The organism is Streptomyces sp. LUP47B, assembly GCF_001746295.1.
Taxonomy (GTDB): domain Bacteria; phylum Actinomycetota; class Actinomycetes; order Streptomycetales; family Streptomycetaceae; genus Streptomyces.
In genome coordinates this window covers 43,919-70,535 of sequence record NZ_MJAH01000026.1, presented here as the reverse complement: position 1 = coordinate 70,535, position 26,617 = coordinate 43,919, and the positions used below count along the sequence as shown (strand labels likewise).

22 protein-coding genes are annotated in these 26,617 nt (G+C 71.8%); 14 read left to right on the top strand and 8 right to left on the bottom strand.

The genetic code is table 11. The annotated features are described in order from the left end of the window. Nucleotides 1-68: 68 nt before the first annotated feature. Nucleotides 69-1,025, bottom strand: a complete 957-nt coding sequence (locus BFN33_RS45605) for a helix-turn-helix transcriptional regulator (RefSeq protein WP_069766127.1) — start codon at nucleotides 1,023-1,025, stop codon at nucleotides 69-71. Between the two features lie 25 nt (nucleotides 1,026-1,050). Next, nucleotides 1,051-2,991, bottom strand: coding sequence for an AfsR/SARP family transcriptional regulator (locus tag BFN33_RS45600; RefSeq protein ID WP_069766126.1), 1,941 nt, complete (start codon nucleotides 2,989-2,991; stop codon nucleotides 1,051-1,053). A 241-nt stretch (nucleotides 2,992-3,232) separates the two neighbouring features. On the opposite strand from BFN33_RS45600, the gene BFN33_RS45595 reads away from it, so the two are divergent. After that, nucleotides 3,233-4,234: an AIR synthase-related protein gene (locus BFN33_RS45595; RefSeq protein ID WP_069766125.1), complete on the top strand. Its 1,002-nt coding sequence runs from the start codon at nucleotides 3,233-3,235 to the stop codon at nucleotides 4,232-4,234. Between the two features lie 227 nt (nucleotides 4,235-4,461). Here BFN33_RS45595 and BFN33_RS45590 read toward each other — a convergent pair whose 3' ends face one another. Beyond that, on the bottom strand, nucleotides 4,462-4,659 hold the full coding sequence (locus BFN33_RS45590) for a hypothetical protein (RefSeq protein ID WP_141758072.1): 198 nt from the start codon (nucleotides 4,657-4,659) through the stop codon (nucleotides 4,462-4,464). Between the two features lie 147 nt (nucleotides 4,660-4,806). On the opposite strand from BFN33_RS45590, the gene BFN33_RS45585 reads away from it, so the two are divergent. The 3 genes from BFN33_RS45585 to BFN33_RS45575 all read left to right on the top strand — a co-directional run bounded on the left by BFN33_RS45585 (nucleotide 4,807) and on the right by BFN33_RS45575 (nucleotide 9,708). Next, nucleotides 4,807-5,835 (top strand): hypothetical protein, encoded by a 1,029-nt coding sequence (locus BFN33_RS45585; protein WP_069766123.1) that lies wholly within the window; start codon nucleotides 4,807-4,809, stop codon nucleotides 5,833-5,835. 161 nt (nucleotides 5,836-5,996) lie between these two features. Continuing rightward, nucleotides 5,997-6,935, top strand: a complete 939-nt coding sequence (locus BFN33_RS45580) for a hypothetical protein (protein WP_069766122.1) — start codon at nucleotides 5,997-5,999, stop codon at nucleotides 6,933-6,935. 106 nt (nucleotides 6,936-7,041) lie between these two features. Next, on the top strand, nucleotides 7,042-9,708 hold the full coding sequence (locus tag BFN33_RS45575; RefSeq protein WP_069766121.1) for a BTAD domain-containing putative transcriptional regulator: 2,667 nt from the start codon (nucleotides 7,042-7,044) through the stop codon (nucleotides 9,706-9,708). Nucleotides 9,709-9,772: 64 nt separating this feature from the next. On the opposite strand, the gene rfbA is transcribed toward BFN33_RS45575, so the two are convergent. Continuing rightward, nucleotides 9,773-10,654: a glucose-1-phosphate thymidylyltransferase RfbA gene (rfbA, locus tag BFN33_RS45570; protein ID WP_069766120.1), complete on the bottom strand. Its 882-nt coding sequence runs from the start codon at nucleotides 10,652-10,654 to the stop codon at nucleotides 9,773-9,775. A 94-nt stretch (nucleotides 10,655-10,748) separates the two neighbouring features. Between rfbA and rfbB the strand changes: the two genes are divergently transcribed. The 8 genes from rfbB to trpC all read left to right on the top strand — a co-directional run bounded on the left by rfbB (nucleotide 10,749) and on the right by trpC (nucleotide 18,975). Then, nucleotides 10,749-11,738, top strand: a complete 990-nt coding sequence (gene rfbB / locus BFN33_RS45565) for a dTDP-glucose 4,6-dehydratase (RefSeq protein ID WP_069766119.1) — start codon at nucleotides 10,749-10,751, stop codon at nucleotides 11,736-11,738. A gap of 286 nt (nucleotides 11,739-12,024) precedes the next feature. Beyond that, nucleotides 12,025-13,212, top strand: coding sequence for an inositol-3-phosphate synthase (locus BFN33_RS45560; protein ID WP_069766118.1), 1,188 nt, complete (start codon nucleotides 12,025-12,027; stop codon nucleotides 13,210-13,212). Further along, nucleotides 13,212-14,087 (top strand): SCO3242 family prenyltransferase, encoded by an 876-nt coding sequence (locus BFN33_RS45555; RefSeq protein ID WP_069766117.1) that lies wholly within the window; start codon nucleotides 13,212-13,214, stop codon nucleotides 14,085-14,087. Before BFN33_RS45560 ends, BFN33_RS45555 begins: the two co-directional genes overlap by 1 nt. Next, nucleotides 14,084-14,740, top strand: coding sequence for an EboA domain-containing protein (locus BFN33_RS45550; RefSeq protein WP_069766116.1), 657 nt, complete (start codon nucleotides 14,084-14,086; stop codon nucleotides 14,738-14,740). The genes BFN33_RS45555 and BFN33_RS45550 overlap by 4 nt, the downstream gene beginning before the upstream one ends. After that, a complete protein-coding gene (locus tag BFN33_RS45545) occupies nucleotides 14,740-15,600 on the top strand; it encodes a TatD family hydrolase (protein WP_069766115.1) in 861 nt (286 codons plus the stop codon). The genes BFN33_RS45550 and BFN33_RS45545 overlap by 1 nt, the downstream gene beginning before the upstream one ends. An 8-nt stretch (nucleotides 15,601-15,608) precedes the next feature. Beyond that, nucleotides 15,609-16,781, top strand: coding sequence for a metabolite traffic protein EboE (gene eboE, locus BFN33_RS45540; RefSeq protein ID WP_069766114.1), 1,173 nt, complete (start codon nucleotides 15,609-15,611; stop codon nucleotides 16,779-16,781). Beyond that, a complete protein-coding gene (locus tag BFN33_RS45535; RefSeq protein ID WP_069766113.1) occupies nucleotides 16,778-18,190 on the top strand; it encodes an alkaline phosphatase family protein in 1,413 nt (470 codons plus the stop codon). The genes eboE and BFN33_RS45535 overlap by 4 nt, the downstream gene beginning before the upstream one ends. Next, entirely contained in the window at nucleotides 18,187-18,975 is a 789-nt protein-coding gene (trpC, locus tag BFN33_RS45530; protein WP_069766112.1) for an indole-3-glycerol phosphate synthase TrpC, read from the top strand. The genes BFN33_RS45535 and trpC overlap by 4 nt, the downstream gene beginning before the upstream one ends. Before the next feature lie 41 nt (nucleotides 18,976-19,016). Here trpC and trpD read toward each other — a convergent pair whose 3' ends face one another. Beyond that, entirely contained in the window at nucleotides 19,017-20,150 is a 1,134-nt protein-coding gene (gene trpD / locus BFN33_RS45525; protein WP_079141367.1) for an anthranilate phosphoribosyltransferase, read from the bottom strand. Between the two features lie 66 nt (nucleotides 20,151-20,216). Between trpD and BFN33_RS45520 the strand changes: the two genes are divergently transcribed. Continuing rightward, nucleotides 20,217-21,641, top strand: coding sequence for a PLP-dependent aminotransferase family protein (locus tag BFN33_RS45520; RefSeq protein WP_069766110.1), 1,425 nt, complete (start codon nucleotides 20,217-20,219; stop codon nucleotides 21,639-21,641). Between the two features lie 20 nt (nucleotides 21,642-21,661). Here the strand turns inward: BFN33_RS45520 and BFN33_RS45515 are convergent, their stop codons facing one another. Next, on the bottom strand, nucleotides 21,662-22,234 hold the full coding sequence (locus BFN33_RS45515) for an aminodeoxychorismate/anthranilate synthase component II (RefSeq protein WP_069766136.1): 573 nt from the start codon (nucleotides 22,232-22,234) through the stop codon (nucleotides 21,662-21,664). Beyond that, nucleotides 22,231-23,823 carry an anthranilate synthase component I family protein gene (locus BFN33_RS45510; protein WP_069766109.1) on the bottom strand — a complete coding sequence of 531 codons (1,593 nt, stop codon included), beginning with the start codon at nucleotides 23,821-23,823 and terminating at the stop codon, nucleotides 22,231-22,233. The genes BFN33_RS45515 and BFN33_RS45510 overlap by 4 nt, the downstream gene beginning before the upstream one ends. Nucleotides 23,824-24,092: 269 nt before the next feature. Between BFN33_RS45510 and BFN33_RS45505 the strand changes: the two genes are divergently transcribed. Then, nucleotides 24,093-25,448, top strand: coding sequence for a class II 3-deoxy-7-phosphoheptulonate synthase (locus BFN33_RS45505; protein ID WP_069766108.1), 1,356 nt, complete (start codon nucleotides 24,093-24,095; stop codon nucleotides 25,446-25,448). 44 nt (nucleotides 25,449-25,492) lie between these two features. Here BFN33_RS45505 and BFN33_RS45500 read toward each other — a convergent pair whose 3' ends face one another. After that, a complete protein-coding gene (locus tag BFN33_RS45500) occupies nucleotides 25,493-25,978 on the bottom strand; it encodes a phospholipase (protein ID WP_069766107.1) in 486 nt (161 codons plus the stop codon). Between the last annotated feature and the right edge of the window lie 639 nt (nucleotides 25,979-26,617).

Below are 26,617 nucleotides of genomic sequence, written 5' to 3'. Positions count from 1 at the left end.
TGGGGTTCTCTTCCTGGAGGGCAGGGAGGTTCCGGAGGTCCGGGAGACGCTGGTGCGGTGCGGCCGGATCAGCCGGCCGGGATCTCCGAACGCGTCTCCTGCGCCGCGGTCGCCGCGGCCCGCTCCGGATGGGGTACGCCGAGTAACGCCATGCCCAGGGGAGTGACCGTGTGCAGCACGGTGTTGCGGTTGCGCAGGGTGGTGATGAGTCCCGACTCGCGCAGGATGGCCGCGTGCTGGCTCGCCCCGGCCGAGGAGATGCCGAGCAGTTCGGCGAGCTGGCTGGTGGTGCACGAGGAGGTGAGGGCCCGCAGCGCGGCGGCCCGGGTCCGGCCGACCAGGGCGCTCAGCGCCTGGGAGGAGTTGTCGGGCGTGTCCCAGAGTCCGGCACCGGCCGGGGCGCTCGGAGGCGCCGCGAACACCAGGGCGCGCTGTCCGGTCTCGGGCTCCGCGTCGATCAGTACGGCCGACTGGTGCTGCGAGAGGAACAGCGACGGTACGAGGAGGAGGCCCTGCCCGTCGAGGAAGACGTCCCGGGGCGGGCCGGGGATCGCCATCACCGATGAGTTCCAGCCGATCCGGGAGTGGAGCGTCGACAGGAGCCGGTCGACCCCGCCGGTCATGGTGATCCTGCCCCGGGCGTCGCACTCCGCGGCGAGCCTCGCCTGCATCCGGCTCGCGTACGGTTCCAGCGCCGACCGCCACACCTGCATGATCTCGGCTGTGGCGTCACGCCGGCCGATGCCCGCCGAGCGCAGCGCCGAGTCGTCCGCCGTGGGCGACCGGTCGATCAGACACAGCAGGTCGCCGGGCGCCTGGACCCTGCGTTGGGTCGCGGTGAGCAGCTGGGTCAGCGGAGTCGACCGTCGCAAGTGCCAACTCAGCTGGTTGCGCCAGCGCACCTGTGAGGCGCTGCTGGTCCTGCCCAGCATGCCGAGCGCGAAGACCGTCTCGGCGACCGGCCCGAGGGTGGGCCTGAGTCTGACCCGGGTCAGGTCCTGCGCGGTGAAATGGATTCTGAGCACGTTCGATCCTCCCCGTCAGGTTCCGTCAGGAGCCCGCTTGTTCACGGCTCGCCCGGTTCCGGACGGCCGTCGTGTCACCCACCCCGGTTGCCGTGAGGGCCAGTTCGCGACGCCTCGCCCCGGCACGGGGCGGTGCCGCGTGCCGTTCGACGGCGTACAGCCCGAGCAGCGGGGGGAAGCGATAGCGCAGCGCTCCGCAGTCGTCGCGGCCGGCCACCTCCAGCAGATGCAGGTCCACCAGCCGTTCCAGCGCGTCCTCCGCGTCGCGTACACCGAGACCGAGCACGTCCGCGCCGTTCCACACGTCGAAGGTGTGGCCCGAGACCCGGCCCAACATGTCGAAGTGGCGGGTGACTTCGGGTGCCTGCAGGCGCAGGACCCGGTCGAAGCAGGCACGCACGGAGTTCTCACCGTGGCTGAGCACGTCCAGCAGTCGACGCCGGTCGGCCATCCGCTCGGCCAGGTCGGCCACCGTCCAGTGCGGCCTTCCGGCCAGTCGGGCGCCGGCCGCCCGGACGGCGACGGGCAGTCGTGCGCAAAGCCCGACGAGTGTGGCCGTACCGACCGGATCGGCCGCGACACGGGTCACCCCCGCACTCTCCGTCAGCAGCCGCACCGCATCCTCCTGGGCCAGGACCCCGAGTCTGAGGACGGTGGCCGTGCCGCCGTCCATGAGGAGCTCGCACCCGGTGACCACGACACGGCACGGGCTGACACCGGGCAGCAGGGGACCGATCTGGTCGTAGGAGCTGGCGTGGTCGAGGACGATCAGGACCCGGCGGTCGGCGAGCAGACTGCGGTAGAGGGTCGCGCACTCCTCGGGCCCGGCGGGCATCTGCTCCGGCGGCACACCGAGTGCCCGCAGGAAACCTCGCAGCGCCTGGCCCGCGACCTGCCGGGGGGTCCGGCCCGCCGTCTCCCGCAGATCGGCGTAGAGCCGTCCGTCGGGAAACCGGTCCGCGGCGCGGTGGCCCCAGTGCACGGCGAGCGCGCTCTTGCCGGTACCGGGCGGGCCGACGATGCAGCAGACGGTCGCGCCGCCGTCGGGGGTGTCGGGGGTGAGCGTCTCGTCCAGGTGCCGCAGTTCCGCCCGGCGGCCGGTGAACACCGAGCCGGCAGCGGGGAGCTGGGAGGGCACCCGGTGTCGCTGCGGCGCCGCCGGAAGGGGCGGTTCGACGAACGACGGCGATTCCGGCTCGTCGTGCAGGATCCGGTCGTGCACCGCGCGCAGATCGGCGCCCGGTTCCAGCCCGAGTTCGTCGACGGTGAGGCTGCGGCCCTCGCGGAAGGTGCGCAGGGCCTCGGCGCGCTGGCCGGACCGGTGCTGGGCGAGCATGAGGCAGGCCCGCAGCTGTTCACGCAGCGGGTTCTCCCGTACCAGGGCGGTCAACTCGCCTACGAGGGAGCGGTGTTCGCCGAGTTCGAGACGCAGCACCATCAGCTGTTCGGTGGCCAGCATGCGCTGCTGGGCCAGGTGGGTGGCCTCCAGTTCCGCGAAGTCGGAGGTCATGTCGGCGAAGGCAGGCCCACGCCACAGTGCGAGGGCCTGCTGCAGCCGCTCGGCCGCCTGCTCGGTGTGCCCCTGGCGGGCGAGGTCGTAGCCCTCGTCCGTCCGGTCGGTGAACTCGGCGAGGTCGGTCCAGTGACGTGTCAGGGCGAGCCGGTATCCGGGCGCCTCGGTGGTGATGACATCCTCGCCGGCGCCCGCGTCCCGGAAGAGCTTGCGCAGGGCGGCGACACAGATGGAGACCTGGGTCCGCGCACTGCTCGGTGGGCTGCCGTTCCACATGTCACGGGCCAGGGTGTCCACGGACACCACCCGGCCCCGGGCCAGCACCAGGCGGGCCAGCAGGGCCCGTTGCCGGACTCCCCGCAGTTCCAGGACCCGGTGGCCGACGGCCACCTCGATCGGACCCAGCAGACGGAAAGCGCATTCCCCAACGTGCTGCGCCGTGGACGACTTCACAACATGGCCTCCCCGTTCGGCGAGTGGCCGCCCCGCTCTCATCCTCGAGCGGCGGGCTCATCCGCGTCTCAACCATCTCCATGACTAACAGCGAGCACTAAAGGAACCTTTGTGCAGACCGGTCCGGTCCGGCACGCCGCGGGAAGTCCCGCCCCTCCGGCAGCGGAGTGCGGGCAGACTGGTCCCGTGGCCCGACACCTGGCAGCCGGCGAGGACGATCCGGCCAGGGGAGGGGACCCGAGTGGGAGACGAAAGACAGTCCGAGAACAGACAGTTGACGCTCGACGACGACGCCTACGGAAGCTCCGGCGGCCTGGCGTGGGCGTTGCTGGGGGAGCCACCGGTGGCCGAGCCGGCACCGGTCACGGATCCGGCCGTGGCCAGCGGCTCGTACGCGGTCGATCCGCCGTTCTTCGGAGACGGGGACATCGGCCGACTGGCCGTGTGCGCCACCGTCAACGACCTCGCCGCCGCCGGCGCCGAGCCCCGGTGGATCACGCTGAGCCTCACCGTCGAGGCAGGGATGCCGATCGCGCTGCTGCGCCGGGTGCTGCTCTCCGCTCAGGACGCCGCGCGCGAGGCGGAGGTGGAGGTGCGCGGCCTGGAGACGCGGGTGGTCCGCGCGGGCGACGCCAACCGGCTCTTCGCACACACCACGGCACTGGGGACGATGCGACAGCCGCCTGTCCGGGCGCAGGCACCCGCACCGGGGGATCTGCTGCTGCTCACCTCGTCACTGGGCGGCTGGGCGGTGCATCTGCTGTCGGTCCGTGAAGGGCTCGGACTGGAGAACCTGGTGCCGAGCGGATGTCATCCGCTGAACACGATGCTGCGCGATGTCCTGGGGTCGGTGGCGCCGGGTGCGGTGCGCCAGGTGCACCGCCTCGCCCGGGGAGGTCTGGCGCGCGTACTGCGCAGGCAGGCGACAGCCGGGGGGCGGACCGTACGGATCACCGAGGAGGCGCTGCCCATCCAGCACGAGGTCGGCTCCGCCGCCGAGTTGCTCGGTCTCGACCCCCTGCACACCACGGACGAGGGCTGTCTGTGCCTGTCCGTGTCAGCGGACGCGGCGGATGTCGTACGGGACGCGCTGCGGGCCCATCCTTATGGCCAGGACGCCGCAGTGATCGGGGAGGTGACCGACGCGGTGGCGCCCGTGGTTCTGCTCGTCGAGCGCAGCGGACGGGCCCGCCACCTGGACCTCGGGGCAGATCTGCGGCCGGAGCCCGCACGACTGAGGTGAGGATGCCCGGCCACCTGTCCACTATCGCAAAACAGGCGGAATTTCGGGTTTGACTGACCGGAAAGGGCCTTGGACGCCGGTGAGTTCTGGTGTATTACGATCGGCACCTTTCGTCGACATAACCCATTGGTTAAACCGGAGGGTAGAATTCCGCAATCCGGCAAAGGGAAAGGCCCACCATCGGGGGATGTGGTGGGCCCGTCGGTCTGGTTTTATCGCGTGGCCGGTCAGCCCCAGATGGGGTCCAGCGGGCCCGACTGGGCGGATGCCCGCGCAGCGGTGGTCGGCGCCGGTGCCTCATGCGCAGGCGCGCCGAGAACACCAGTGATTCCAGCAACGGCGACCACCGACGCGGCGACGCTCACCACCGCCCACCGCTGCGCGCGCCCGGCATGGAAGAAGTTCCTGGCCTTGTAAAACTGCACGGCTCTCTCCGATTCAACGAAGCACATTCCGATTCACGACACGTCGACAGTGCCGTTCGGTCCCAATCATTACTCGAAGCACGGTCGAACACCCCTGGCATATAGTTGCGCTGCAGCAACTGCACTTGATCAGGGGGAGGTTGAGTCGTGGCACAGGGCTCTGTGGATTCCGAGTTCGACCGGCTGGACGACGTGAGCGCCGAGGCCTATCGAATAGCCGTGCTGGAGGGACAGTTCAGGGCGGAGGCGATCGCCGCCGAGCTGGGCCTGTCCGTGGAGGACGCCCAGCGGACCGAGCGGGTGTTACGCGTGCTGCGCCTGCTGCACCCGACCCCCGGGGACCCGCGCCGGCTGACACCGGTCAGTCCGGACGCCGCCTCGTCGGAGCTCCTCGGCCCCATGGAGGAGCACATGGGGCAGATGGAGCAGCACGTCGCCAGACTGCGCAGCCAGCTCGCCGCGCTGCAGCCCATCTACTTCGAGGGGCGCAAGATGCGCAACCACCTCGAAGCGTTCGACACGATCAGCGAGCCCGACACCATACAGTCGCTGATCGACTCGCTGCTCAAACGCAGCAAGACCGAGGTGCTGACCGTGCAACCGGGCGGCGCCCGCCCGTCCCATCTGCTGGAGTCCGCCAAGAAGAGCTGTCTGGACATGGTGAGCCGGGGCGTCCGGCTGCGCTCGATCTACCAGCACACCGCGCGCACGGACCCCGGGACCCAGGCCCTGGCCCGAGCCGTGTCCGCCGAGGGTGGCCAGTTCCGCACCACTGACGAGGTGATCGACCGCCTCATCGTCATAGACCGGGAGGTCGCCTTCCTCCCCCAGCGCAGACCCTCCGCCTCCTCACGCGCCGCGGTGATCGTGCGGGAGCCCACGTTGGTCAACTATCTCTGCTCGGTCCATGAGCTGCTGTGGCGTACCGCGCTCCCGTTCGGAGAGAGCGACGCCGACACCAAGCCTGTCCTCGACGAGGTGAAGCGGGCGATCATCCGGCTGCTCGCCGAAGGCCACAAGGACGAGCTGGTGGCGCGAAGGCTCGGCATGTCGGTGCGCACCTGTCGGCGTCACATCTCCGAGATCGCCACGGAACTCAGGGCGGGCAGCCGCTTCCAGGCGGGAGCGACCGCGGCGGCCCAGGGTTTGCTCGGCCCCCTGGCCGACACCCCGTGAACCGGTCGCCTGTGAACCGGCACCGCGTGAGAAAGCCCGGCGCCGGGCGCGACTTACGGTCATGCAGGTTCATGCCACACATGCCCCCTGGCCCGAGCGGGCATCCGGCAGCGACCGTGGGAACGACCGGAGACCACCAGCCGGAGCGGGGGCAAGGAGCTTTGAACAAAGGGGACATATTCGACTGCCTGCCAAAGGGACCCGACCCGACGTTCCATCTCGTCCACCGCTCCCCCTCATGGGACCACTTCGCGGTCGACGCACCCTCACGGGGGGACGAGCACTTCTCCGTCTCCGGTGAACTCCTCTCCGGGTCGGGGCCGGCCGGTGACCACGGCGGGCACTTCCACGACTGGCAGTTCCTCACCGTGCTGGTCCGCGAGACGGGCAGCTTCATCGGATACCAGCACTTCGGCATCCCCCCGTACCTGCCCGCCCAGTTCTCGCTGTTCGAACTGGAACTCCACGACCCGGCGACCTGGCGGGCGGACGGCAACCGGCCGTCCGTCACCGTCGATCTGCACGTGCGGCCGTCCGGAGCCCCGGACGGCTCGCCGCACCGGCTGGAGATCACGGGAACTGTCCTCCTGAACGACCTGCCGGGCGCCCGGATCCGGGCCGCCCTCGGATTCCTCGTTCCCATGCCCGTGCACGCACCGGACCCGCCTGGGCCGACCGTCGCGGTGCGTCCCTCCGAAGTGGGCCGCGTTTCCCAGGAGACCGTCCTCCTCGGCACGCCCGTGCTCTCCGCCTACGGCCGCCTCACCTCCCCCGTCCTCATCCCCCGTGACGTGCCGGGTCTGGGTGCCGCCCCGAACGGGTCCGTTCCCGATCTGGCCCTGACGGAGGTGGTGCGGCAGGCGTCGCTGTTGTGCGCGCGGCTGACCTGCGGCCTGCACCCGCGGCGCAGTACGACGACCGCGCTCAGCGTCCGCCGCCGCGGCTCGATGATCGCGGGCGCCGCACTGGACTGCACCGCAGTGCCGGGCAGGCTCGGGGTCGACGAACACGGATATCCGCGCGTGCCCATGGTTCTGACCATCCATCAGAATGGCCGGGCAGTCGTCGAGGCCACATCCGAAGTTCATCAGGATTTCTGATTTACGACTTCTCGCGCATCCGCTTTCTCCGTCGACAGAACGTCCGCACATTGAGCCGGCAAATGACACCGGTCCGAACGCATTCCGAGGGGACTGGGTCGACACCATGAGATTTCACTTACTCGGCCCGCTGGAGGTCCTGGAAACCGCGGCCGCGGACCGCGACGCCACGCCGCGCGCGGCGAAGCACCGTGTCGTGCTGGCCACTTTGCTGGTGCGGGCGGGCGAACCCGTACCGACGGAGACCCTGATCAGCGAGCTCTGGGGAGGCACCCCGCCGCGCACGGCGACGACCACCATCCAGGTCTACGTCTCCCAGCTGCGCAAACTGCTGGGACTCGCGGACTCGGACGAGGCCCGGCAGGCCATCGTGACCCGTCGCCCCGGCTATCTCTTCCGGCTCGACCCCGGCCGGCTCGACCTCACCTGCTTCGAAACGCTCTACAAGCAGGGGGTGGCCGCGGCCGAGCGGCAGGAGCATGCCGAGGCATCGGAACTACAGCGTCAGGCGCTCGCACTGTGGCGGGGGCGGTTCCTCGCGGACACCGCCGCCGGACCGGTGCTGTCGGCGGAGGCAGCACGGTTGTCGGAGATGCGCATGGCCTCGCTGGAGCAGCGCATCCGCGCCGATCTCCATCTCGGCCGCCACCACGAACTCCTAGGCGAGCTGCGGGCGGCGACGGCCGAGCATCCGCTGCGTGAGGAACTGCACGCCCACCTCATGGTGGCCCTCTACCGCTGTGGCCGTCAGGCCGAGGCACTGACGGTGTTCTCGGCCCTGCGCCGTACGCTCGTCAACGACCTCGCCATCGAACCCGGCCCCGCGCTCCAACAGCTGCAGCAGCGGCTGCTGTCGGGCGACCCGAAGCTGCTGCACACCGCTGAGCACCGGACACAGCCCGTCGCGCCGGTCCCGCAGCCGCCCTTGATGGGCCACCTCCCGCTTCCCGACCCCCAGTTCGTCGGACGGGACGCCGAACTCGACCGCCTCACCGGACTCCTGCGCGAGAGACCGGCCACGGCGTTCGTCACCGGCGGACCGGGCACGGGCAAGTCCGCCCTGGCCCGACAGGCGGCTCACCTGCTCGCGGACGACTTCCCGGACGGCCGCATCCTGATCGACCTGCGAGCGACCCCCGCCACGGAACGCCTCGGAATCACCGAACGGTTACTGCACGCGACCGGAGCACCGGCCCAGCTCCCTCAAACGCCCGCGGCACGCCGGCAGCTGCTGAACCGGCTCACCGAAGGTCGGAAGATCCTCTTCGTCCTGGACAACGCGGACCGGGCCGAGGACCTGGGCGATGTCCTCCCGGGGCCGCCCGGCACCACCACGCTCGTCACCGCGCGGTACCTGCCTGGACAGCTCCACCCGGTCGGTGGGATCCGGCTGGAGCCACCCGAACAGGCCGAGGCCGAGCGGATCCTCACCGCAACCGGCGGTCGGGCCGCCGCACAGGCGGCGGCGGAGACGGTCAAGGAGATCGTCGGTCTCTGCGGCCGGCATCCGTACGCGCTGAGCATCGCCGGGGCACGACTGGCCGCGCACCCCCACTGGACGGCGGCCGCTCTGGCGGACCGGTTGCGCGTGGCGGAGACCCGCTTCGACGAACTGCGTCACGACGGCCTCGACGTACGGGCCCGGCTGCTGCACGCGTACGACGAGTGTGCCGCGCCGGAGCGCGAGGCCTTCCGGCGCTTGAGCGTCCTGCCGCCGGGCGCCTTCGGCACGGACGCGGCAGCCGCCGTACTGGACACCACGCAGGGCGCCGCCGAGGAGCTGATGGAGCGGCTCGTCAGCCATGGACTGCTGGCCGTCGAGAGCTCGGCCCGCGGCGGCCACGTCGGCTACCGCGCCCCCCTGCTGCACCGGCTCCTCGCCGTCGAGCTCGCCGAGCGGGACGCCGCCGAGGTACGGCACGCCGCCACGGGCCGACTGTGCGAGGCATACGCCGCCACCGCCGAGTGGTCCGGGGCCCTGGTCGGCTCCGGCGACGTCGAGGCCGCCCGGGCCCCCCTTCCGCCGACCCGCTCCGCGGGGCCACGCCCGCCGCAGTGGTTCACCGGACAGCAGTCCGCGCTCGTGTGGGCGGTGCGCGCCGCGGCCGACGCCGGACAGTGGCGACCGGCGCTGCGGCTGGCCCGTGCCATCGGCGACCACCTGGAGGCCACCGCGGCGTGGGACGACTGGGCCACGACGCAGCAGACGGCGCTGCGGGCCGCCGAAGCGGCGGGCGACCGGGCCGGGCAGGCCCTCGCGCTGCGCTCGCTGGGGGATCTGGCCTGGCAGCGGCGACGGTTCGAAGAGGCCTTCGAGAGGTTCCAGCAGGCGGTGGGGATCGCGCGGCGAGCCGGGAGCGACGCCGAGGCAGCGCGGTCGCTCGCCGGACTCGTGGATCTGCATCTGGAGCACGGTTTTCTCCGTGAGGCGGAGCGCCTGGCCGCCGAGGCCCAGGAGGCGGCCGACGCGGCCGAGGATCCGCGGGCCCGTTTCGAGGCACTGCGCTGCGGGGCGCTCCTCGCTCTCGACACCGGCCGCGCGGCCGTGGCCGAGAAGCTCTTCGGCGCCTGTGAGGAGACGGCCGCAGAACTGGCGGACCGGCGACTGGCGGCCTACGCCCGACGGGCACGACGCTCGGTGTCGCTCCGGTCCGACGGCTCGCCGGGGGCGTTCGGCGGGGTGGAGGTACGGCCGGGGGTGTGGCGGTTGAGCTCCGGCCGACCGGACGCGGTCGGGGGTTCCCCGGAATCCCGCGGGGTCACCCTCCCCTGAGGTTCGCGCCGAGTTCCGGGGCGGGTGCACGCACGGTAGGACTCCCGCTCGGGCTCGTATGCCTTCAACGCGTCCCCGGCTGCCGGGAGTCGAGCAGCCCCAGCAGGTAGTCGCCGTAGCCGCTCTTGAGCAACGGAGCGGCGAGCCGGGCGAGTTGGTCGTCGTCGATACGGCCGGAGCGCCAGGCGGCCTCCTCCACGCAGCCGATCTTCAGTCCTTGGCGCTCCTCGATGACCCGCACGAACTCCGAGGCGTGGACCAGCGCGGCGAAGGTGCCCGTGTCCAGCCATGCCGTACCCCGGTCGAGCACCGTGACCTTGAGTTCGCCGCGGCTCAGATAGGCGGTGTTGATGTCGGTGATCTCCAGTTCGCCACGTGGGCTCGGGGTGAGCGAGCGGGCGATGTCGACCACCTGGTTGTCGTAGAAGTACAGGCCGGGCACGGCGTATCTGGATTTCGGGTGCTCGGGTTTCTCCTCCACGGACACCGCGCGTCCTCGTTCGTCGAATTCGACGACCCCGTACGCGCGCGGATCCGACACCGGACAGGCGAAAATGCGCCCGCCCCGCTCGGGGGCACCGACGGCCAGACTCCGTCCCAGACCGGCTCCGTAGAAGATGTTGTCGCCGAGCACCAGGGCCACCGGGCCGTTGCCGATGAACTTCTCTCCGATCAGAAATGCCCGGGCCAGTCCGTCCGGGCGCCTCTGGACCGCGTATTCGATGTTGATGCCCAACTGGGATCCGCCTCCGAGGAGTTGCTGGAACTGGGCCTGGTCCGACGGGGTGGTGATGATCAGTATCTCGCTCACCTGGGCCATCAGGAGGGTGGCGAGCGGGTAATAGATCATCGGTTTGTCGAAGACGGGCATGAGCTGCTTCGACACCGCTTTCGTCACCGGCCACAACCGGGACCCGGTACCGCCTGCAAGTATGATTCCGCGCATGCCCGCCATGGTCCATGCGAGACCTTAGGGATCGCTTAGGCGGATTCGGCGGCCCACGGTGGGGCGGCCACCGCTCGGCTAGGCTCCGGCAGCCATGAGAATCCTCGTCACCGGTGGTGCCGGCTTCATAGGGTCGCAATTCGTCCGCGCGACGCTCTCCGGCGCGCTGCTTTCTCCACCCGACGTCCAGGTCACCGTCCTGGACAAACTCGCCTACTCCGGCAACCTCGCGAATCTGGCCGCCGTCACCGACCATCCGTCCCTGACCTTCGTGCCCGGCGACATCACCGACGCCTATCTCGTCGACTCGGTCATGCCCGGTCATGACGCGGTTGTGCACTTCGCCGCCGAGTCGCACGTGGACCGTTCACTGATCGGGGCGCGCGACTTCGTGACCTCCAACGTGCTTGGCACCCAGACCCTGCTGGACGGGGCGCGCAGGCATCGGGTCGGCCGCTTCGTGCAGGTCTCCACCGACGAGGTGTACGGCTCGATCGAGCGGGGCTCGTGGACCGAGGACCAGCCCCTGGCGCCCAACTCCCCCTACGCGGCGAGCAAGGCCGGCTCCGATCACCTCGCGCTGGCGCAGCATCGCAGCCACGGCATGGACGTGGTCGTCACCCGCTGCTCGAACAACTACGGCCGCTACCACTTCCCGGAGAAGATGATCCCGCTGTTCATCACGCGGCTCATGGAGGGCCGCCAGGTTCCGCTGTACGGCGACGGCGCCAACGTCCGGGACTGGCTGCACGTTGCGGACCACTGCGCGGGGATCGACCTGGTCCTGCACCGCGGCCGGGCCGGCGAGGTGTACCACATCGGCGGCGGCACCGAGTTGACCAACAAGGAGCTGACCGGGCTGCTGCTCGACGCGTGCGGGGCCGGCTGGGAGCGGGTGGAGCACGTCGCCGACCGCAAGGGCCACGACCGGCGGTACTCCCTGGACATCACGAAGATCCGTGACGAACTCGGCTATCGCCCGGCGGTCCCCTTCGAGGAGGGACTCGCCGACACCGTCCGCTGGTACCACGACAACCGCGCCTGGTGGGAGCCCCTCCGGGACCGCGCGGCACTCCCTCGCTGACGCGCCGGCCGGTCGGCGGGACGGCGGAGACACCGGCCGAGGCGGGTGACCTCGTGGCGGCCCTGCACGCGGTGGGCATCGGGCCGGTGACCTCTGAAGGCACTGCGTCCAGGATCGAGCATCCCGGGACCGCTGCGCTCGGTCGCGGCGGCCTCGGCGTCGGCCCAGGGCCCCGCCACCGCACCGGTTGGGCCCGCGATAGCCGTGAGTTGCCGGGCCCATAGCGTCGCCGACCATGCTGGGCCACCGACACGAGAACCGACGCAGGACGACCGGAGGCGGAACCATGGCGCAGCGGACCGGAGTGTGGCTGGTGGGCGCACGTGGATCGGTGGCCACCACCGTGGTGGCCGGTGCGGCGGCACTCGCCGCCGGGCTCGCGGAACCGACCGGCTGTGTCACGGAGACCGAGCCCCTGCGCCGACTCCCCCTGCCCGATTTCGGCGACCTCGTCTTCGGCGGCCACGACATCGTGGCCGTGCCGCTGCGCAAACGGGCCGAACAGCTCGTGGCCGCGGGGGTGCTGCCCGCGCCGGTGACGGCACATCTCGGCGCGGCACTGGACACGGCCGACCGGGAGATCCGCACCGGCACCCGCCCCGCGGACGACGCACCCCAGGCCCGGCACGCCGACGCGCTTGCCGCCGACCTCGTGTCCTTCCGTGAGCGCCACGACCTGGACACCGTGGTGGTGGTCAACTTGTCCTCGACCGAACCGGCCGTCGACGAGAGCGCGTTGCCGGCCGATCCGGAACAGCTGCGGCGAGCGCTGGAGGACCGTGCGGACATCCTGCCGCCGAGTTCCCTGTACGCGTACGCGGCCCTGACCGCCGACTGCGCGTACGTGGACTTCACGCCCTCCACGGGGATCCGGCTGCCGGCTCTGCGGTCCCTCGCCGCGGCTCGTCGCCTGCCGTACTCAGGGCGCGACGGGAAGACCGGCGAGACCCTGGTCAAGAGCGTGCTCGCGCCGATGTTCACGCGGCGTGCGCTACGGGTGCGGTCCTGGTCCGGCACGAATCTGCTGGGCGGCGGCGACGGAGCGACGCTCCGGGACCCGGGGGCGGCCCGCAGCAAGACCGAGTCCAAGAACCAGATCCTGGAGAGCGTCCTGGGCCACCGGGTCGAGGGCGAGACACACATCGACGACGTTCCCGACTTCGGGGAGTGGAAGACCGCCTGGGACCACATCGGCTTCGAGGGGTTCCTCGGAGTACGGATGACCATGCAGTTCACCTGGCAGGGCTGCGACTCGGCCCTCGCCGCGCCCCTCGTGCTCGACCTGGTACGGCTCATGGCGACGGCTCACCGGTCGGGGGCGAGCGGCCCGCAGACGCAGCTCGGCTTCTTCTTCAAGGACCCCGTCGAGCCCTGCGTCACCGCCCTCGCGGGTCCGTCGCACCCGCGGGCGGAGCACGGGCTCGACGCGCAGTACCGGGAGCTGCTCGCCTGGGCAGCGTCGGTGGCGCGCTGATGCCCGGTCCGCTCTATGAACTCGTCCGCGCTCCCGCCGCGTTGACGGTGCCCGGCGACACGCTGGTGGGCGCGCTGGCCGCCGGCTCCCCCGTGCGCTCCCGGCTCACCGGCCTCGCCGCCGCCTCGGTCTGTCTCTACTGGGCCGGCATGGCGCTCAACGACTACGCCGACCGCACGGTCGACGCCTACGAGCGGTCGCACCGTCCGGTGCCTTCGGGGCGCATCCGGGCCCGGACCGCGCTGGCTGTCGCCGTCTGCGGCACCGCGGCGGGGATCGGTCTGAGCGCGCTGAGCGGCGGGCGCCGGTCACTCGCGGTCACCGTGCCGCTGGCCGCCACCGTCTGGGCGTACGACATGAAGCTCAAGTCGGGTCCGTACGGCCCGGCGGCGATGGCCCTCGCCCGTGGGCTCGACGTCATGCTGGGCGCCACGGCAGGCGGTGGCAGGGGCATGACCCGCGCCCTCTTCCCGGCCCTGACGATGGCGGCCCACACGGCCGCAGTGACCCGGCTGAGCCGGGGCGAGGTGTACGGAGCGTCGGCCTCCCTGCCGCTGTCGACCCTCGCGGCCACCGCCGTCGTCACCGCGACGACCGCCCTCCCTCTTGAGAGAGGTGGTCGCGTCCGGTTCGCCGGGGCGGCCCAAGTCGCTCTGGCGGGCTGCTACGCCTATCGCTTCGGCGCCCCTCAGGCAGCGGCCGCCCGGCAGCCGACGGGGGATCGGATCCGCTCGTCCGTCGGCGCGGGCATTCACGCCATGGTGCCGCTGCAGGCGGCGCTCACCGCACGCGCGGGCGCCCCGCTGTCCGGGGCACTGCTCGCCGCGGCGCTCCCGTTGGTCCGGCGCCTGTCCCGACGGGTGTCCGCGACATGAGCGCGCCGGACGGGACGCCGTCCGCCACCGACCTGCGTTCCGCGCTCGCCGGGACGCTCGGCCCGGCCGCCGCCGAGTGGCTGAGCACGGCCGAGGAGCGCCTCCGTTCCTCGGCCGGAGCCCTCGCCTCGCTGTTCCCGGCCGCGGGACGCTCGTGCGGGCACGGCCCGCTGGCCGGCCGCCCGGGTTGGACCGTGGCGGACGCGGCCCGCGTGCTCCTGTTGCTGGCCGTGCCGGTCGACGACGGCCGGCGGCTCGCCGAGACGCTGGCCTGCTACCGGTACGGCGACGCGGCCGAACGCCTCTCCGTACTGCGGTCGCTGCCGCTGCTCGAGCTCGGCCCCGCGGCGATCGAGTTGACCGAGGACGCGCTGCGGACCCACGACGGCAGGCTGGTGGAAGCCGCCGTCGGGCCGTACGCGGCACGCCATCTGAGCCGGCCGCTGTGGCGGCACGCGGTGCTCAAGTGCCTTTTCACCGGTGTGCCGTTGGCGTCCGTGGCCGCGCTGCACGAGCGCTGCGACCCGCCGCTGCTGCGCATGCTGGCCGACCTCGTCCGGGAACGGGAGGCCGCCGGCCGCCCGGCGCCGCCCGACGCGGTGGCGCTGCTCGCCGCCGCCCCCACCGTCTTGCCGACCAGGAGTGGTGACTGATGCGGATTCTCGACCCGCACATCCATATGACGTCCCGAACCACCGACGACTACCGGGCCATGCGCGCGGCCGGGGTGCGCTGCGTCGTGGAGCCCGCATTCTGGCTGGGTCAGCCCCGCACGAACGTGGGCAGCTTCACCGACTACTTCGACGCGCTGCTGGGCTGGGAACCCTACCGAGCCGCCCGGTTCGGCATCGCCCACCACTGCGCACTGGCCCTCAACCCCAAGGAGGCCAACGATCCACGCTGCTCGGGCGTCCTGGATCTGCTGCCCCGTTACCTGGCGAAGGACTCGGTGGTCGCCGTCGGCGAGATCGGCTTCGACTCCGCGACGCCCGAGGAGGAGAAGGCGTTCGCGATCCAGCTCGACCTCGCGCGGGAGCACGGGCTGCCGGCCCTGGTGCACACGCCTCACCGCGACAAGGCCGCGGGCACCGCGCGCTCCCTCGAGCTGATCGCCGCGTCCGGCATCGATCCGGGCCGGGTGGTGCTGGACCACCTCAACGAGGTGACGGTGGCAGACGTCGTCGACACCGGCTGCTGGATGGGCTTCTCCATCTATCCCGACACGAAGATGGACCCGGCCAGGATGGTGCGCGTCCTCCAGGAATACGGCACCGAGCGGGTCCTGGTGAACTCCGCGGCCGACTGGGGTCACAGTGATCCCCTGCTGACCCGCGCGACCGGTGAGGCGATGCTCGCGGCAGGATTCGACGAGGACGCCGTGGACCAGGTGTTGTGGCGCAATCCGGTCGCCTTCTACGGGCAGAGCGGGCGGCTTCGGCCGGAGCCGGACGCCCAGGCCTCGGCGACCTCCGCTACTCACCAGGGCAACTCCATCGATCGTGGGGGGAGTTGAGCCAGAGCATGCGTTTCAGGCATCCCGACGGCAGCACCGTCCACCTCTCGTACTGCACCAACGTGCACGCGGCCGAGTCGCTCGACGGGATCCTCGCCCAGCTGGACCGCCATGCCGTCCCGGTCCGGCAGCGCCTGGGCGTGGACAGGCTCGGCGTCGGGCTGTGGATCCCCCGGCAGGCCGCGGGTGAACTTGCGGGCGACCCGTCCGCCGTGGCGGGTCTGCGTCGTGCGCTCACCACCCGCGGCCTGGAAGTCGTCTCCCTCAACGCCTTTCCCTACCAGGGCTTTCACGCGGCCCGGGTGAAACGGGACGTCTATGTGCCCGACTGGGCCGATCCCGTGCGGCTGCGCTACACCCTCGATCTGGCCCGCGTGCTGTCCCGGCTGCTGCCGGACGACACGGCCCGGGGCAGCATCTCCACGCTGCCGCTGGGCTGGCGGGCCTGGTGGTCGCCGCAGCGGCAGACCGCGGCCGAGGCCGCCCTCGACCGGCTCGCCGCCGGCCTGTCCCGCCTCGCCGCCGAGGAAGGGCGCCCGGTCCGGGTCGGCTTCGAGCCCGAGCCCGGGTGCGTCGTCGAGCGCACCGAGCACGCGGTGGAACTGCTGGCGGGCCGCGACCCGGAGGTGCTGGGCATCTGCCTGGACACCTGCCATCTCGCCGTGGCCTTCGAGGAACCCGCGGCCGCGCTGCGGCGGCTGGCGGCCGCCGGAGTGTCCGTGGTGAAGCTCCAGGCCTCCTGCGCGCTGCATGTGCCGCGGCCCCGGTCCGCGGAGACGGCGCCCGTGCTCGCCGCCTTCGACGAACCCCGGTTCCTGCACCAGACGAGGGAGTCGGCGAGTCCCCTGCCGCTGGCCGCGGACGACCTGGACGAGGCGATCGGTCCGGACGGGCTGCCGGGACGCGCTCCCTGGCGGGTCCACTTCCACGTACCGCTGCATGCTGCTCCGCGGCCGCCGCTCGGCTCCACCCGTCAGGTACTCGAAGCCACCCTGGCCGGTCTGCTCGGCGCGCCGACCGCCGGCACGGACCACATCGAGGTCGAGACGTACACCTGGAATGTGCTGCCGTCCGACCAGCGCCCCGCCGGACCGTCGGCTCTGGCGGCGGGCATCGCCGCCGAACTGGACTGGACGCGGGGCGAGTTCCTCGGACTCGGGCTGAAGGAGGACGACCGATGAGCGCACGCCGAGCGGTGGTGGTGCTGTGTACGGTCGGGGTCACCCCGCGGCTGCTGCCCCACATGCCGAACCTGCGCGCGATCGGCGAGGCGGGCTTCACCGCTGCGCTGAGCACCGTCTTCCCCGCGGTGACCTCCACGGTCCAGGCGAGCGTCATCACCGGGCTCCAGCCCGGGCAGCACGGCGCGGTCGCCAACGGCTGGTACGCGCGCGACCGCGGCGAGGTCACCTTCTGGGGGCAGCACAACGGCCTGGTGGCGGGCGAGAAGGTGTGGCAGGCCGCGCGGCTGCTGGACCCTGCCCACCGCAGCGCCTACCTGTGCTGGTGGTACGCGATGGGCGCCGACGTCGACACCGTCCTGACCCCGCGCCCGGTCTACCGCTACGACGGCCGGAAGGAACCCGACTGCTACACCCGCCCGGCCGGGCTGCGGGACGCCCTCACCGACGCGCTCGGCCCGTTCCCCCTGTTCCGGTACTGGGGTCCGGCCGCGGACATCTCCTCCTCCCGGTGGATCGCCGCCGCGGCCCGTCTCGTACTGCGCACCGTCTCGCCCGACCTCTCGTTCGTCTACGTCCCGCATCTCGACTACGACCTGCAGCGGTACGGGCCCGACGGCCCTGAGGCGATCAGGGCGGCCCGCATGACCGACGCCGCCCTCGCCCCGCTGCTGGACGAGGCGCGGGAGCGGGGCATCACGGTGGTGGCGCTGAGCGAGTACGGCATCACCGCCGCGCGCCGGCCTGTCGACATCAACCGGGCGCTGCGCCGGGCGGGCCTGCTCTCGGTGTACGCCCAGCGGGGCATGGAGTACCTGGACCCGCACACCTCTCGCGCGTTCGCCGTGGCCGACCACCAGGTGGCGCACGTTTACGTAGCCGATCCGGCGGACCTCCCGCGAGCGCGCGAGGTGCTGCGCGAACTACCAGGCGTGGACCAGGTGCTCGACCGGTCCGCGCAGCGCAAGCTGGGGGCCGGTCACGAGCGGTCGGGCGAGTTGGTCGCGGTCGCGGAACCGGACGCCTGGTTCACGTACTACTACTGGCTCGACTCGACCCGCGCGCCCGACTTCGCGCGCGGTGTGGAGATCCACCGCAAACCCGGCTACGACCCGGCGGAACTCTTCTTCGATCCGCACGACCGCTGGGTGAAGGGGCGGGCCGCGCTGGCGCTGCTGCGCAAGCGGGCCGGGATGCGGGCTCCGTTGACCGTGGTACCGCTGGACGCGTCGGTGGTGCGCGGCACCCACGGCCGGCTGCCCGACGATCCGCGCGACGCTCCGGTGCTGCTCTGTTCCGACCGGACGGCGGAGCGCGAGCGGTTCCATGTCACGGACGTGAAGGACCTGATCCTGCGGCTGTCGGGGCTCGTCCCCGCGGCCCCGGCCCCGAGGAGTGGCACGGCGTGAACGTACTCGACTCGATCGTGGACGGCGTGCTCGCCGATCTGGCGGTGCGCCGCGGCAGGGTGTCGCTGGAGGAACTGCGGCAGCGGGCGGCCGCCGTACCCGAGGCCCTGGACGGGGTGGCGGCGCTGCGCGCGGGGCCCGGGGTGCGGGTGATAGCCGAGGTGAAGCGGATCAGTCCGTCCGCCGGACGGCTCGCGGACATCCCGGATCCCGCGGCGCTGGCCGGGGCGTACGAGGACGGTGGCGCGGCCGCCGTCAGCGTGCTGACGGAGGAACGGCGTTTCGGGGGCGGTCTCGGCGATCTGGACGCGGTGCGGGAACGGGTACGGATTCCCGTGCTGCGCAAGGACTTCGTGGTGACCCGCTACCAGGTGTGGGAGGCACGCGCCCATGGCGCGGACCTGGTGCTGCTGATCGCGGCCGCGCTGGACGGCGAGCGGCTGCCGACCCTGGTGGCCGAGGCGCGTGCCGCGGGGCTGACCCCGCTGGTGGAGGCGCACGACGCGGAGGAGATCGCCCGGGCCGCCGACGCGGGGGCGCAGGTGATCGGGATCAACACCCGGGACCTGCGCAGCCTGGAGGTGGACCGGACGGCGTTCGCGAGGATCGCGGGGCGGATCCCGGACGGCGTGGTGCGGATCGCCGAGTCGGGCATCCGCGACGCGGGGGACGTGGCCGCCTGTGCCGCGGCGGGCGCGGACGCCGTACTCGTCGGCACCGCCCTGGTGACGGGAGGAGAGCCGATGGCCGCGGTCCGCGCCCTCTGCGCGGCGGGCCGCCGCTGAGCCACCGGCCGCGGGCCCCGGCCCGGCGGCCGGCACCGGTCTCATCCCGCGGCGGCCCGCTTGGCGGTGAGCTCCACCCACCGCTCCAGTACGGCGGCGGCCGCGCCCGAGTCGATCGCCTCGGCGCACGGCCCGAGTCCCGCGGCGATGCGCTCGGCGACGGGCAGTGACGAAGGGCGCAGCGCGGCCAGTCCCGCGGCGGCCGACAGCAGCACCGCGTCCCGTATCGGTCCCCGTTCCCCGGCGAGCAGTGCGTGCACGACACCCGCGTTGTGATCGGCGTCGCCACCGCGCAGTTCCTCGCGGCGGGCGCGGGCGATGCCGATGTCCAGCGGGTCGAACGTCTCCCGGCGGACCGTCCCGTCCTGGACCGACCAGACCTCGGAGGTAGTGGTGACCGTCAGTTCGTCCAGCCCGTCGTCACCGCGAAAGACCAGTGCGCTGGTCCCCCGGTGGGCCAGTACTCCGGCGATCAGCGGGGCGTTCCGGGCGTCGGCCGTGCCGACCGCCTGGGCCGTGGGCGAGGCCGGGTTGGATAGCGGGCCCAACAGGTTGAAAACGGTCCGGATGCCCAGCTCCCGCCGGGTCGGGGCAGCGTGTCGCAGCGCCGGATGGAAGTGCGGTGCGAAGCAGAACGTGATCCCGGCCTCCTCGGCCACGTCGGCCACCTCGTGCGGCGGCAGTTCGAGGACGACTCCGAGCCGCTCCAGCACATCGGCGGAGCCGCACGCGGAGGAGGCCGAGCGGTTGCCGTGCTTGGTGACTCTGGCACCCGCACCGGCCGCCACGATCGCGGCCATGGTCGAGATGTTGACGGTGTCGGCTCCGTCGCCGCCGGTCCCGACGATGTCCAGGGTCGGCCCAGGCACGGCGAGCGGCAGGGCGTGCGCGAGCAGTCCCCGGATCAGGCCGGTGACCTCGTCCACCGTCTCGCCCTTGGCGCGCAGCGCCACCAGCAGGCCGGCCAGCCGAGCCGGGCTCGCCTCACCGCGCATGACGCGTTCCATCGCCCACACCGTGTCGTCGGACGTCAGATCCGCGCCGCCGAGCACCGCGTCGAGCAGTCCGGGCCAGTCAGGCTCCGCTGCTTTCACCGCAACCCCCTCCACCGTCGTCGCGCCCCCGCCATGCGGGCGCGGGCCGTCCCATGGATCAGTCTGGGAGCCGCCGCACATGCACCGCCAGACCAGTCGTGAGCGTCATCGGCAGTCCAATTCCCTTGCGCTGAAAGGACGTTGGTGATGGTCTGGCTCGCCTCGGTCGAGGTCTCCCGGGACTCCTCGCAGCCGCTGACCAGCCAGATCCAGACGGCGGTCAAGCGGGAGATCACCGAGGGTGTGCTGCGTCCGGGCACCCGACTCCCGTCCAGCCGAGCGCTCGCCGACGATCTGAGCGTCTCGCGCAGTGTGGTGGTGGAGGCGTACGGGCAACTGATCGCCGAGGGGTATCTGGAGGCGGTACAGGGCTCGGGCACCCGGGTGGCCGGTCACCTCGCCCCCGCTGCGCGGGTACCGACGCTCCTCGACGAGGGCCGGGTGCCCGCGGTGCGCTGGGACCTGCGCACCGGCGGGGCGGTGCCGGCGCACTTTCCGCACCGTGAGTGGGTCGGCGCCTACCAGCGGGCCCTGCGGAACGTGGGGCGCGCGGAGCTCGACTATCCCCCGCTGTCCGGCGCCCGGGCGCTGTGTGAGGAGCTGGCGCGCTATCTGGGCCGGGTGCGCGGGGTGCGGACCGCGCCCGAACGGATCATGGTGGTCCAGGGTTTCGCCCACGGCCTGGCGCTGCTGTGCTCGGCGCTTCCCCGACTGGGCATCGGTACGGTGGCGGTGGAGGATCCGGGCCTGGTCCGCCAGCACCGGTTCGTCCAGGAAGCCGGGCTGTCCACCGTGCCCGTTCCCGTCGACGCCGAGGGCGTCGACGTGGCGGCGCTGGCACGCAGCGGGGTACGCGCGGTCCTGGTGACGCCGTTCCACCAGTTCCCCACGGGTGTCACTCTGTCGGCACGGCGCCGGGCCGAACTGGTCGACTGGGCCCGTGGAACGGATGGCTATGTGATCGAGGACGATTACGACGGTGACTTCTGGCTGGAGCGCCGGCCGCATCCACTGGCCCTGCAGCGGATGGCACCCGAACGCGTCGTGTACGCGGGCACGACGAGCAAGGCCCTGGCTCCCGCCCTGAGGCTCGGCTGGCTGGCCGCCCCGCCGACGGTGCTCGCCGCGCTGGAGCAGGTGCGCGGCGAACGCGATCTGGGCTCGGAGGCGCTGACGCAGCTGGCCTTCGCCGAGTTGCTGCGCGGCGGCGCCCTGGACCGCCACCTGCGCAGGCTCAGGGCCCGCTACCGGGGTCGCCGGGAGGCCCTCACCCTGGCGGTCCACCGACACCTGCCGGGCACGATGGTGACCGGCGCGGCCGCCGGGCTGCATGCCTATCTGCGACTTCCCCCGCACACCGACGAGGCGCTGCTGGTGGCGGGGGCCCTGCGCCACTCCGTACTGGTGCGCGGGGGAAGCGAGTTCGGCACCCTCGCCCGCAGGCCCGACCCCGCTCTGGTGGTCGGCTACGCCGGCCTGCCCACGACCGCGCTGCTCGACGCGGTACGCGAACTCGGCCGGGTCTGGGCGAGACTGCCCCGCGGGGAACGGGGCGTGGCCAGGTCCGCGTGAGGCGGCGGCCGATGAGCCGGTCAGCGGTGTGTCACGGACAGGAAGTCCGCGAGCATGTCCAGACCGCCGGTGGTGGTGATGCTCTCGGGATGGAACTGCACTCCCTCAAGGGGCAGTTCGCGGTGACGCAGACCCATCACGTACCCGTCGTCCTGGGAGCGGGCCGTAACGGTCAGCTGCGCAGGCAGTGGCTCGGCCACGACGAGGGAGTGGTAGCGCGTGACCTCCACGGTCTGCGGCGCCCGCGCGAACACCCCGGTGCCGTCATGCCGTACGGTGCTGGTCCGCCCGTGCATCAGGTGGTCAGCGACCTGCACGCGGCCCCCGAGGGCGAGCGCGATGGCCTGGTGCCCGAGGCACACCCCCAGCAGGGGCACCTCGCCCGCGAACCGGTGGACCAGTTCGACGTGTCCCGAGTCCGCGGGATGCCCGGGACCCGGCCCGAGGACGACCGCGTCGGGGCACCCGGCGGCGAGCTCGTCCGGGCTCCTGGTGCCGGAGCGCACGACCTGCGTCCGCACTCCGAGGGAGCGGACGTACCGGTCGATGATGTGCGTGAAGCTGTCGTACGCGTCCACAATGAGCACGTTCACGCCGTCCACCCCTCCCAGGCCGGCTCCACGTCGGCCCCGGCTCCGAGTCCGTCACCCACGAGTTCCGCCCCGGTCAGGGCCCAGTACGCGGCGCCCATTTTCGCCAGCGTCTCGTCCCATTCGGCCTCGATCCGGGACTCCGCGACGATGCCGGCCGAGCTCTGGGTCGAGTAGACCCCGCCGTCGTGGGTGATCGTCCGGATGCACAGGGCGAGTTCGGTCCACCCGCGGACGTCGACGAGCCCCACAGCCCCCGCGTAACTGCCCCGCGCCTGGCGCTCCAGGGAGTTGATGATCTCCATGGCACGCAGTTTGGGGGCGCCGCTCATGGTGCCGGCCGGGAAGGTCGCGCGCAGCGCGTCCCAGGCGGAGGTGCCGGGTTCGAGCCGGCCTCGGACCGTGGAGACGAGGTGGAAGACGTGCGAGAAGCCCTCGACCGTCATCAGCCGTTCCACCGGCAGGGTGCCGGGCAGGCTGACCCGGCCGATGTCGTTGCGGCACAGGTCCACCAGCATGATGTGCTCCGCCTGCTCCTTGGAGCTGGCCAGCATCTGCTTGACGCGCCTTTCGTTCTCATCCGGGTCGTCGCCGCGCCGGGTGGTTCCCGCGATCGGACGCATGGTGATCTCGCCGTCCTCGCTTCGGAAGAACAACTCCGGGCTGGCGCCGACGAGTTCACCGCCGGCGCGGGGCAGCAGATACATGTACGGCGAGGGGTTGCGGGCGCGCAACCTCCGGTAGACGTCCGGCGGCGTCAACTCGGTGAGCACGTCGATACGATGACCGAGCTGGATCTGGTAGATGTCGCCCACGCCGATGTGCTCCAGACAGACCCGGGCCTGGTCCAGGAAGGTCTCACGGGGCACCGAGTCCCGTACGGCGCGCGGTCGGGGCGCCTCCGGGACGACGGTGGTGGGAGCCGCGGCCGCCCGGGCGGCCAGGTCCACGAGGTCGAGCGGGGGCCGGACCGGGAAGAGCCGGCCGTCCGTGGAGTCCGTCCGCAGCAGTCGGACGCCGCCGGAGTCGACGTCGTACCACACCGTGTCGCGGAACAGCGTGAGGGTGAGGTCCGGTGGGCCCAAGGCGTCGTCGCGGCGGGGCAGTTCCTCCATGTGCCAGGCCGCCTCGTAGGCGATGCTGGTCAGGAACCCGAAGGTGTACGAGGACGGGGGCAGCGCGGTGTCCACCTGGAACACCCCCTGGGCGGCCGCCAGCAGCCGCCATATCTGTTCCGGTCCGGTGGGCGCGAGTCTCAGCGCGCCGGCGTCGCCCGAGGGTTCGGGGGTGAGCCCGACGCCGGTGGCGCATTCGGCGAATGCCGCGGCCACGGCCGGGGCGCCGTCGATCTCCACGTGCCGGGCGTGCACCCGGATCTCGGCGAGTCGGCCGAACCCCACGGCGGTCGGCCCCCGGTGTTCCTCGGGCCCGCCCAGGCTCTCCAGCAGGAACACCTCCCGGACGCCGAATTCGTGGCGCAGCATGGTGTAGAGGTCGAGAGGGGCGTGCCGCGGCAGCCGGGTCTCGGTGACCCGCACCCCCAGGGGACCGGCTGCGGGACCGTGGTCCGGTGTGCGCACGGATGCGTGCATGGGACTCCTTCGCTTAGGCGATGTCCGGGGCCCGTCTTCCGGATGCCCACCGGTGGATACCCAGAGCATTCGGGCCCGGCGAATTGTGCTCCAGACAATCACCAGGCGCACGCACGGGACCAGACCATTTCCCGAGCCGGAATACGGACCACTGCCGCGATCCTTGCCCCGAGCCGGGAGACCCGGATTCACTGTGGGAACAACCGGACTTCACGACAGCCGTCACGGAATACTCCGCGGCCATCTTCTGGAAGGGCTGATCGAACGCCATGGAATCGCAGCCGAATCACCAACCGGGACCGCGCACGAAACAACAGCCCCCGTGGCCGGACACCACGGTCCTGCGTTCCGTGGTCGAGGAGTTGTCGACGGCCCCGCCCCTGGTTTTCGGGCAGGAATGCGACCAGCTCCGGCTTCAGCTCGGCGCGGTGGCGCAGGGCCGGGCCTTCCTGTTGCAGGGCGGCGACTGCGCGGAGACATTCGCCGGGGTGACCGCCGACGGGATTCGCGGCAAGCTGCGGACGCTGCTGCAGATGGCGGTGGTGCTCACCTACGGCGCGTCCGTGCCCGTGGTCAAGGTCGGCCGGCTCGCGGGTCAGTTCGCCAAACCCCGGTCCAGCCCCATGGAGTCACGGGACGGCACCACCCTGCCCTCCTACCGGGGCGACGCGGTGAACGGACCGGCCTTCACCGCCGGGGACCGGACGCCCGACCCCCGCCGTATGCGCACCATGTACGAGAAGTCGGCGGTCGTCCTGAATCTGGTGCGGGCCTTCGCCCTGGGGGACGCCGATCTGCACCGGGCCCACACCTGGAACCAAGGGTTCGTCGCGGACTCCCCCGGAGGCGCGCGCTACGCCGCGCTCGCCGAGGAGATCGACCGGGCTCTCGCTTTCATGGCGGCGTGCGGGGTCGATCCGGCCGGGGTGCGTACCACGGAGGTGTTCGCCAGCCACGAAGGTCTCCTGCTCGACTACGAACGGGCCCTGGCACGCCGGGACCCGGTCACCGGAAAGACCTATGCCACCAGCGGCCATCTGCTGTGGATCGGCGAGCGCACCCGGGACCTGGACGGCCCTCACGTCGAGTTCTTCTCCCGTGTCGCCAACCCGCTGGCGGTGAAGCTGGGGCCGGCCACGACGCCGGACGAAGTACTCGGCTACGTCGATCGGCTCGACCCGGAAAGGGAGCCCGGCCGACTCACCTTCGTCGTGCGGATGGGCGCGACGAACGTCCGGGAACTGCTGCCCCCGCTCGTCGAGAAGACCCTCGCCGAAGGGATGCGGGTGGGCTGGGTGTGCGATCCCATGCACGGCAACACGTTCACCGCTCCGGACGGCCGCAAAACGCGCAGGGTGGCGGAAATCCTGGACGAGGCACGCGGATTCTTCGAGGTCCACCGGGAATTGGGAACTCATCCCGGGGGGCTTCATGTCGAACTCACCGGTGACGACGTCACGGAATGCGTGGGTGGCAGCGACGAAATCCAGGTGGGCCACCTTCACCGGCGTTATGAGACAGCGTGCGACCCGAGGCTCAACCGGAGCCAGTCGCTCGATCTGGCGTTTCTCGTTGCCGAAATGCTCCGCGAGCGTGCCGCCGGACCCGGGTATGTCACCCCGTAGGTGACGCCCGGGCCGGCGAGCGGGAATGGGGGAATGCGGCAGGCTCAGGCCACGGCCGCGCCGTCCACGGCCGCCGAGTTCCCGAAGGCGGAGACGGCCTGGTAGTACGTCCAGGCCGTGGCGTCGCAAGCGCTGCGGGACGCGCCGGAGTAGCTCGCGCACACCCGTTTCAGGTCGGCGTAGAAGGCGCTGTCGAGACGGGACTTGTCGGCCTCGAAGGTGCCGGCCGCCTTGTAGTTGCGGTAACCGAAGTCATGGCGGGCACAGGCGTTCTTGAAGGGGAACCCGAAGGGGTTGTCCGGGGACGTGGTGCAGTAGTCGGTGGACCAGTCGAAAGCGTACGCGCTCCACGCGGCCTGATTCTGCCGGGCGGCGCTCCAGGCGTCGTAGCTGCTCGCGGATGTCTGCGTCCAGGAACTGAGCACCTGGCTCTTGTCCGCCGGAACGGCCGAGGCGTCGGCGGCCGAGAGGAACAGGGCGGGCAGGGCGAGGGCGAGGGCGGCCAACGGGGCTGTGTAACGGCGGCGCATGGATACCTCCGAGAGGGCGGGATGCTCTGAGCGGTTCGGTCCCGTGCGGGACCGAACCGCTCAGAGCATCCCGAGCCGCGTTAACTCGCTGTTATGCCGACGCACACCGGCAGGCACAGATACCTTCGCCCTGGAGCCCGGGGTCCGGAGCTGCGGCCCTTCTCAAGGCCGGTGCGAAAGAGCTTCCCGCTCTCGCAGTCCTGCGCCACTGCGGATCGTTCGATCATGCGCTCAGCGAAGACACCCAAAAGCCGGCCGTCGGCCTTGACCTGCGCAGACTCTCGCCGTCCACCGCCAGCCCGGCGAGGCCGTTCGTCTTGGGGCGGCGGTCTGCGAGCCGGCGGCCGACGGCCCGGCCAAGAGCGTCCGTCGAGGGGGGCAAGCCGCCAACCCACCATCGTCACCGCACTTGCGGTCAGGGCAAGCACGGCAAGTCAGGGGATGTCGCACACCGCGCGGATCACGCGGGTCGTCCACCTCGGCTAAGCGCTCCAGCAGTCCCGGGGCAACTCGAGCCAGCGTGGAGTGTATGGGCGCAATCGGGCTGTCGTCCGTTCGAGAGCACCCGCATGCGTGCCTGCAGCGGGACATCGCCGCAGGTCAGCTCCCCTACGTGGACAACTTGATGACGTACGTCCC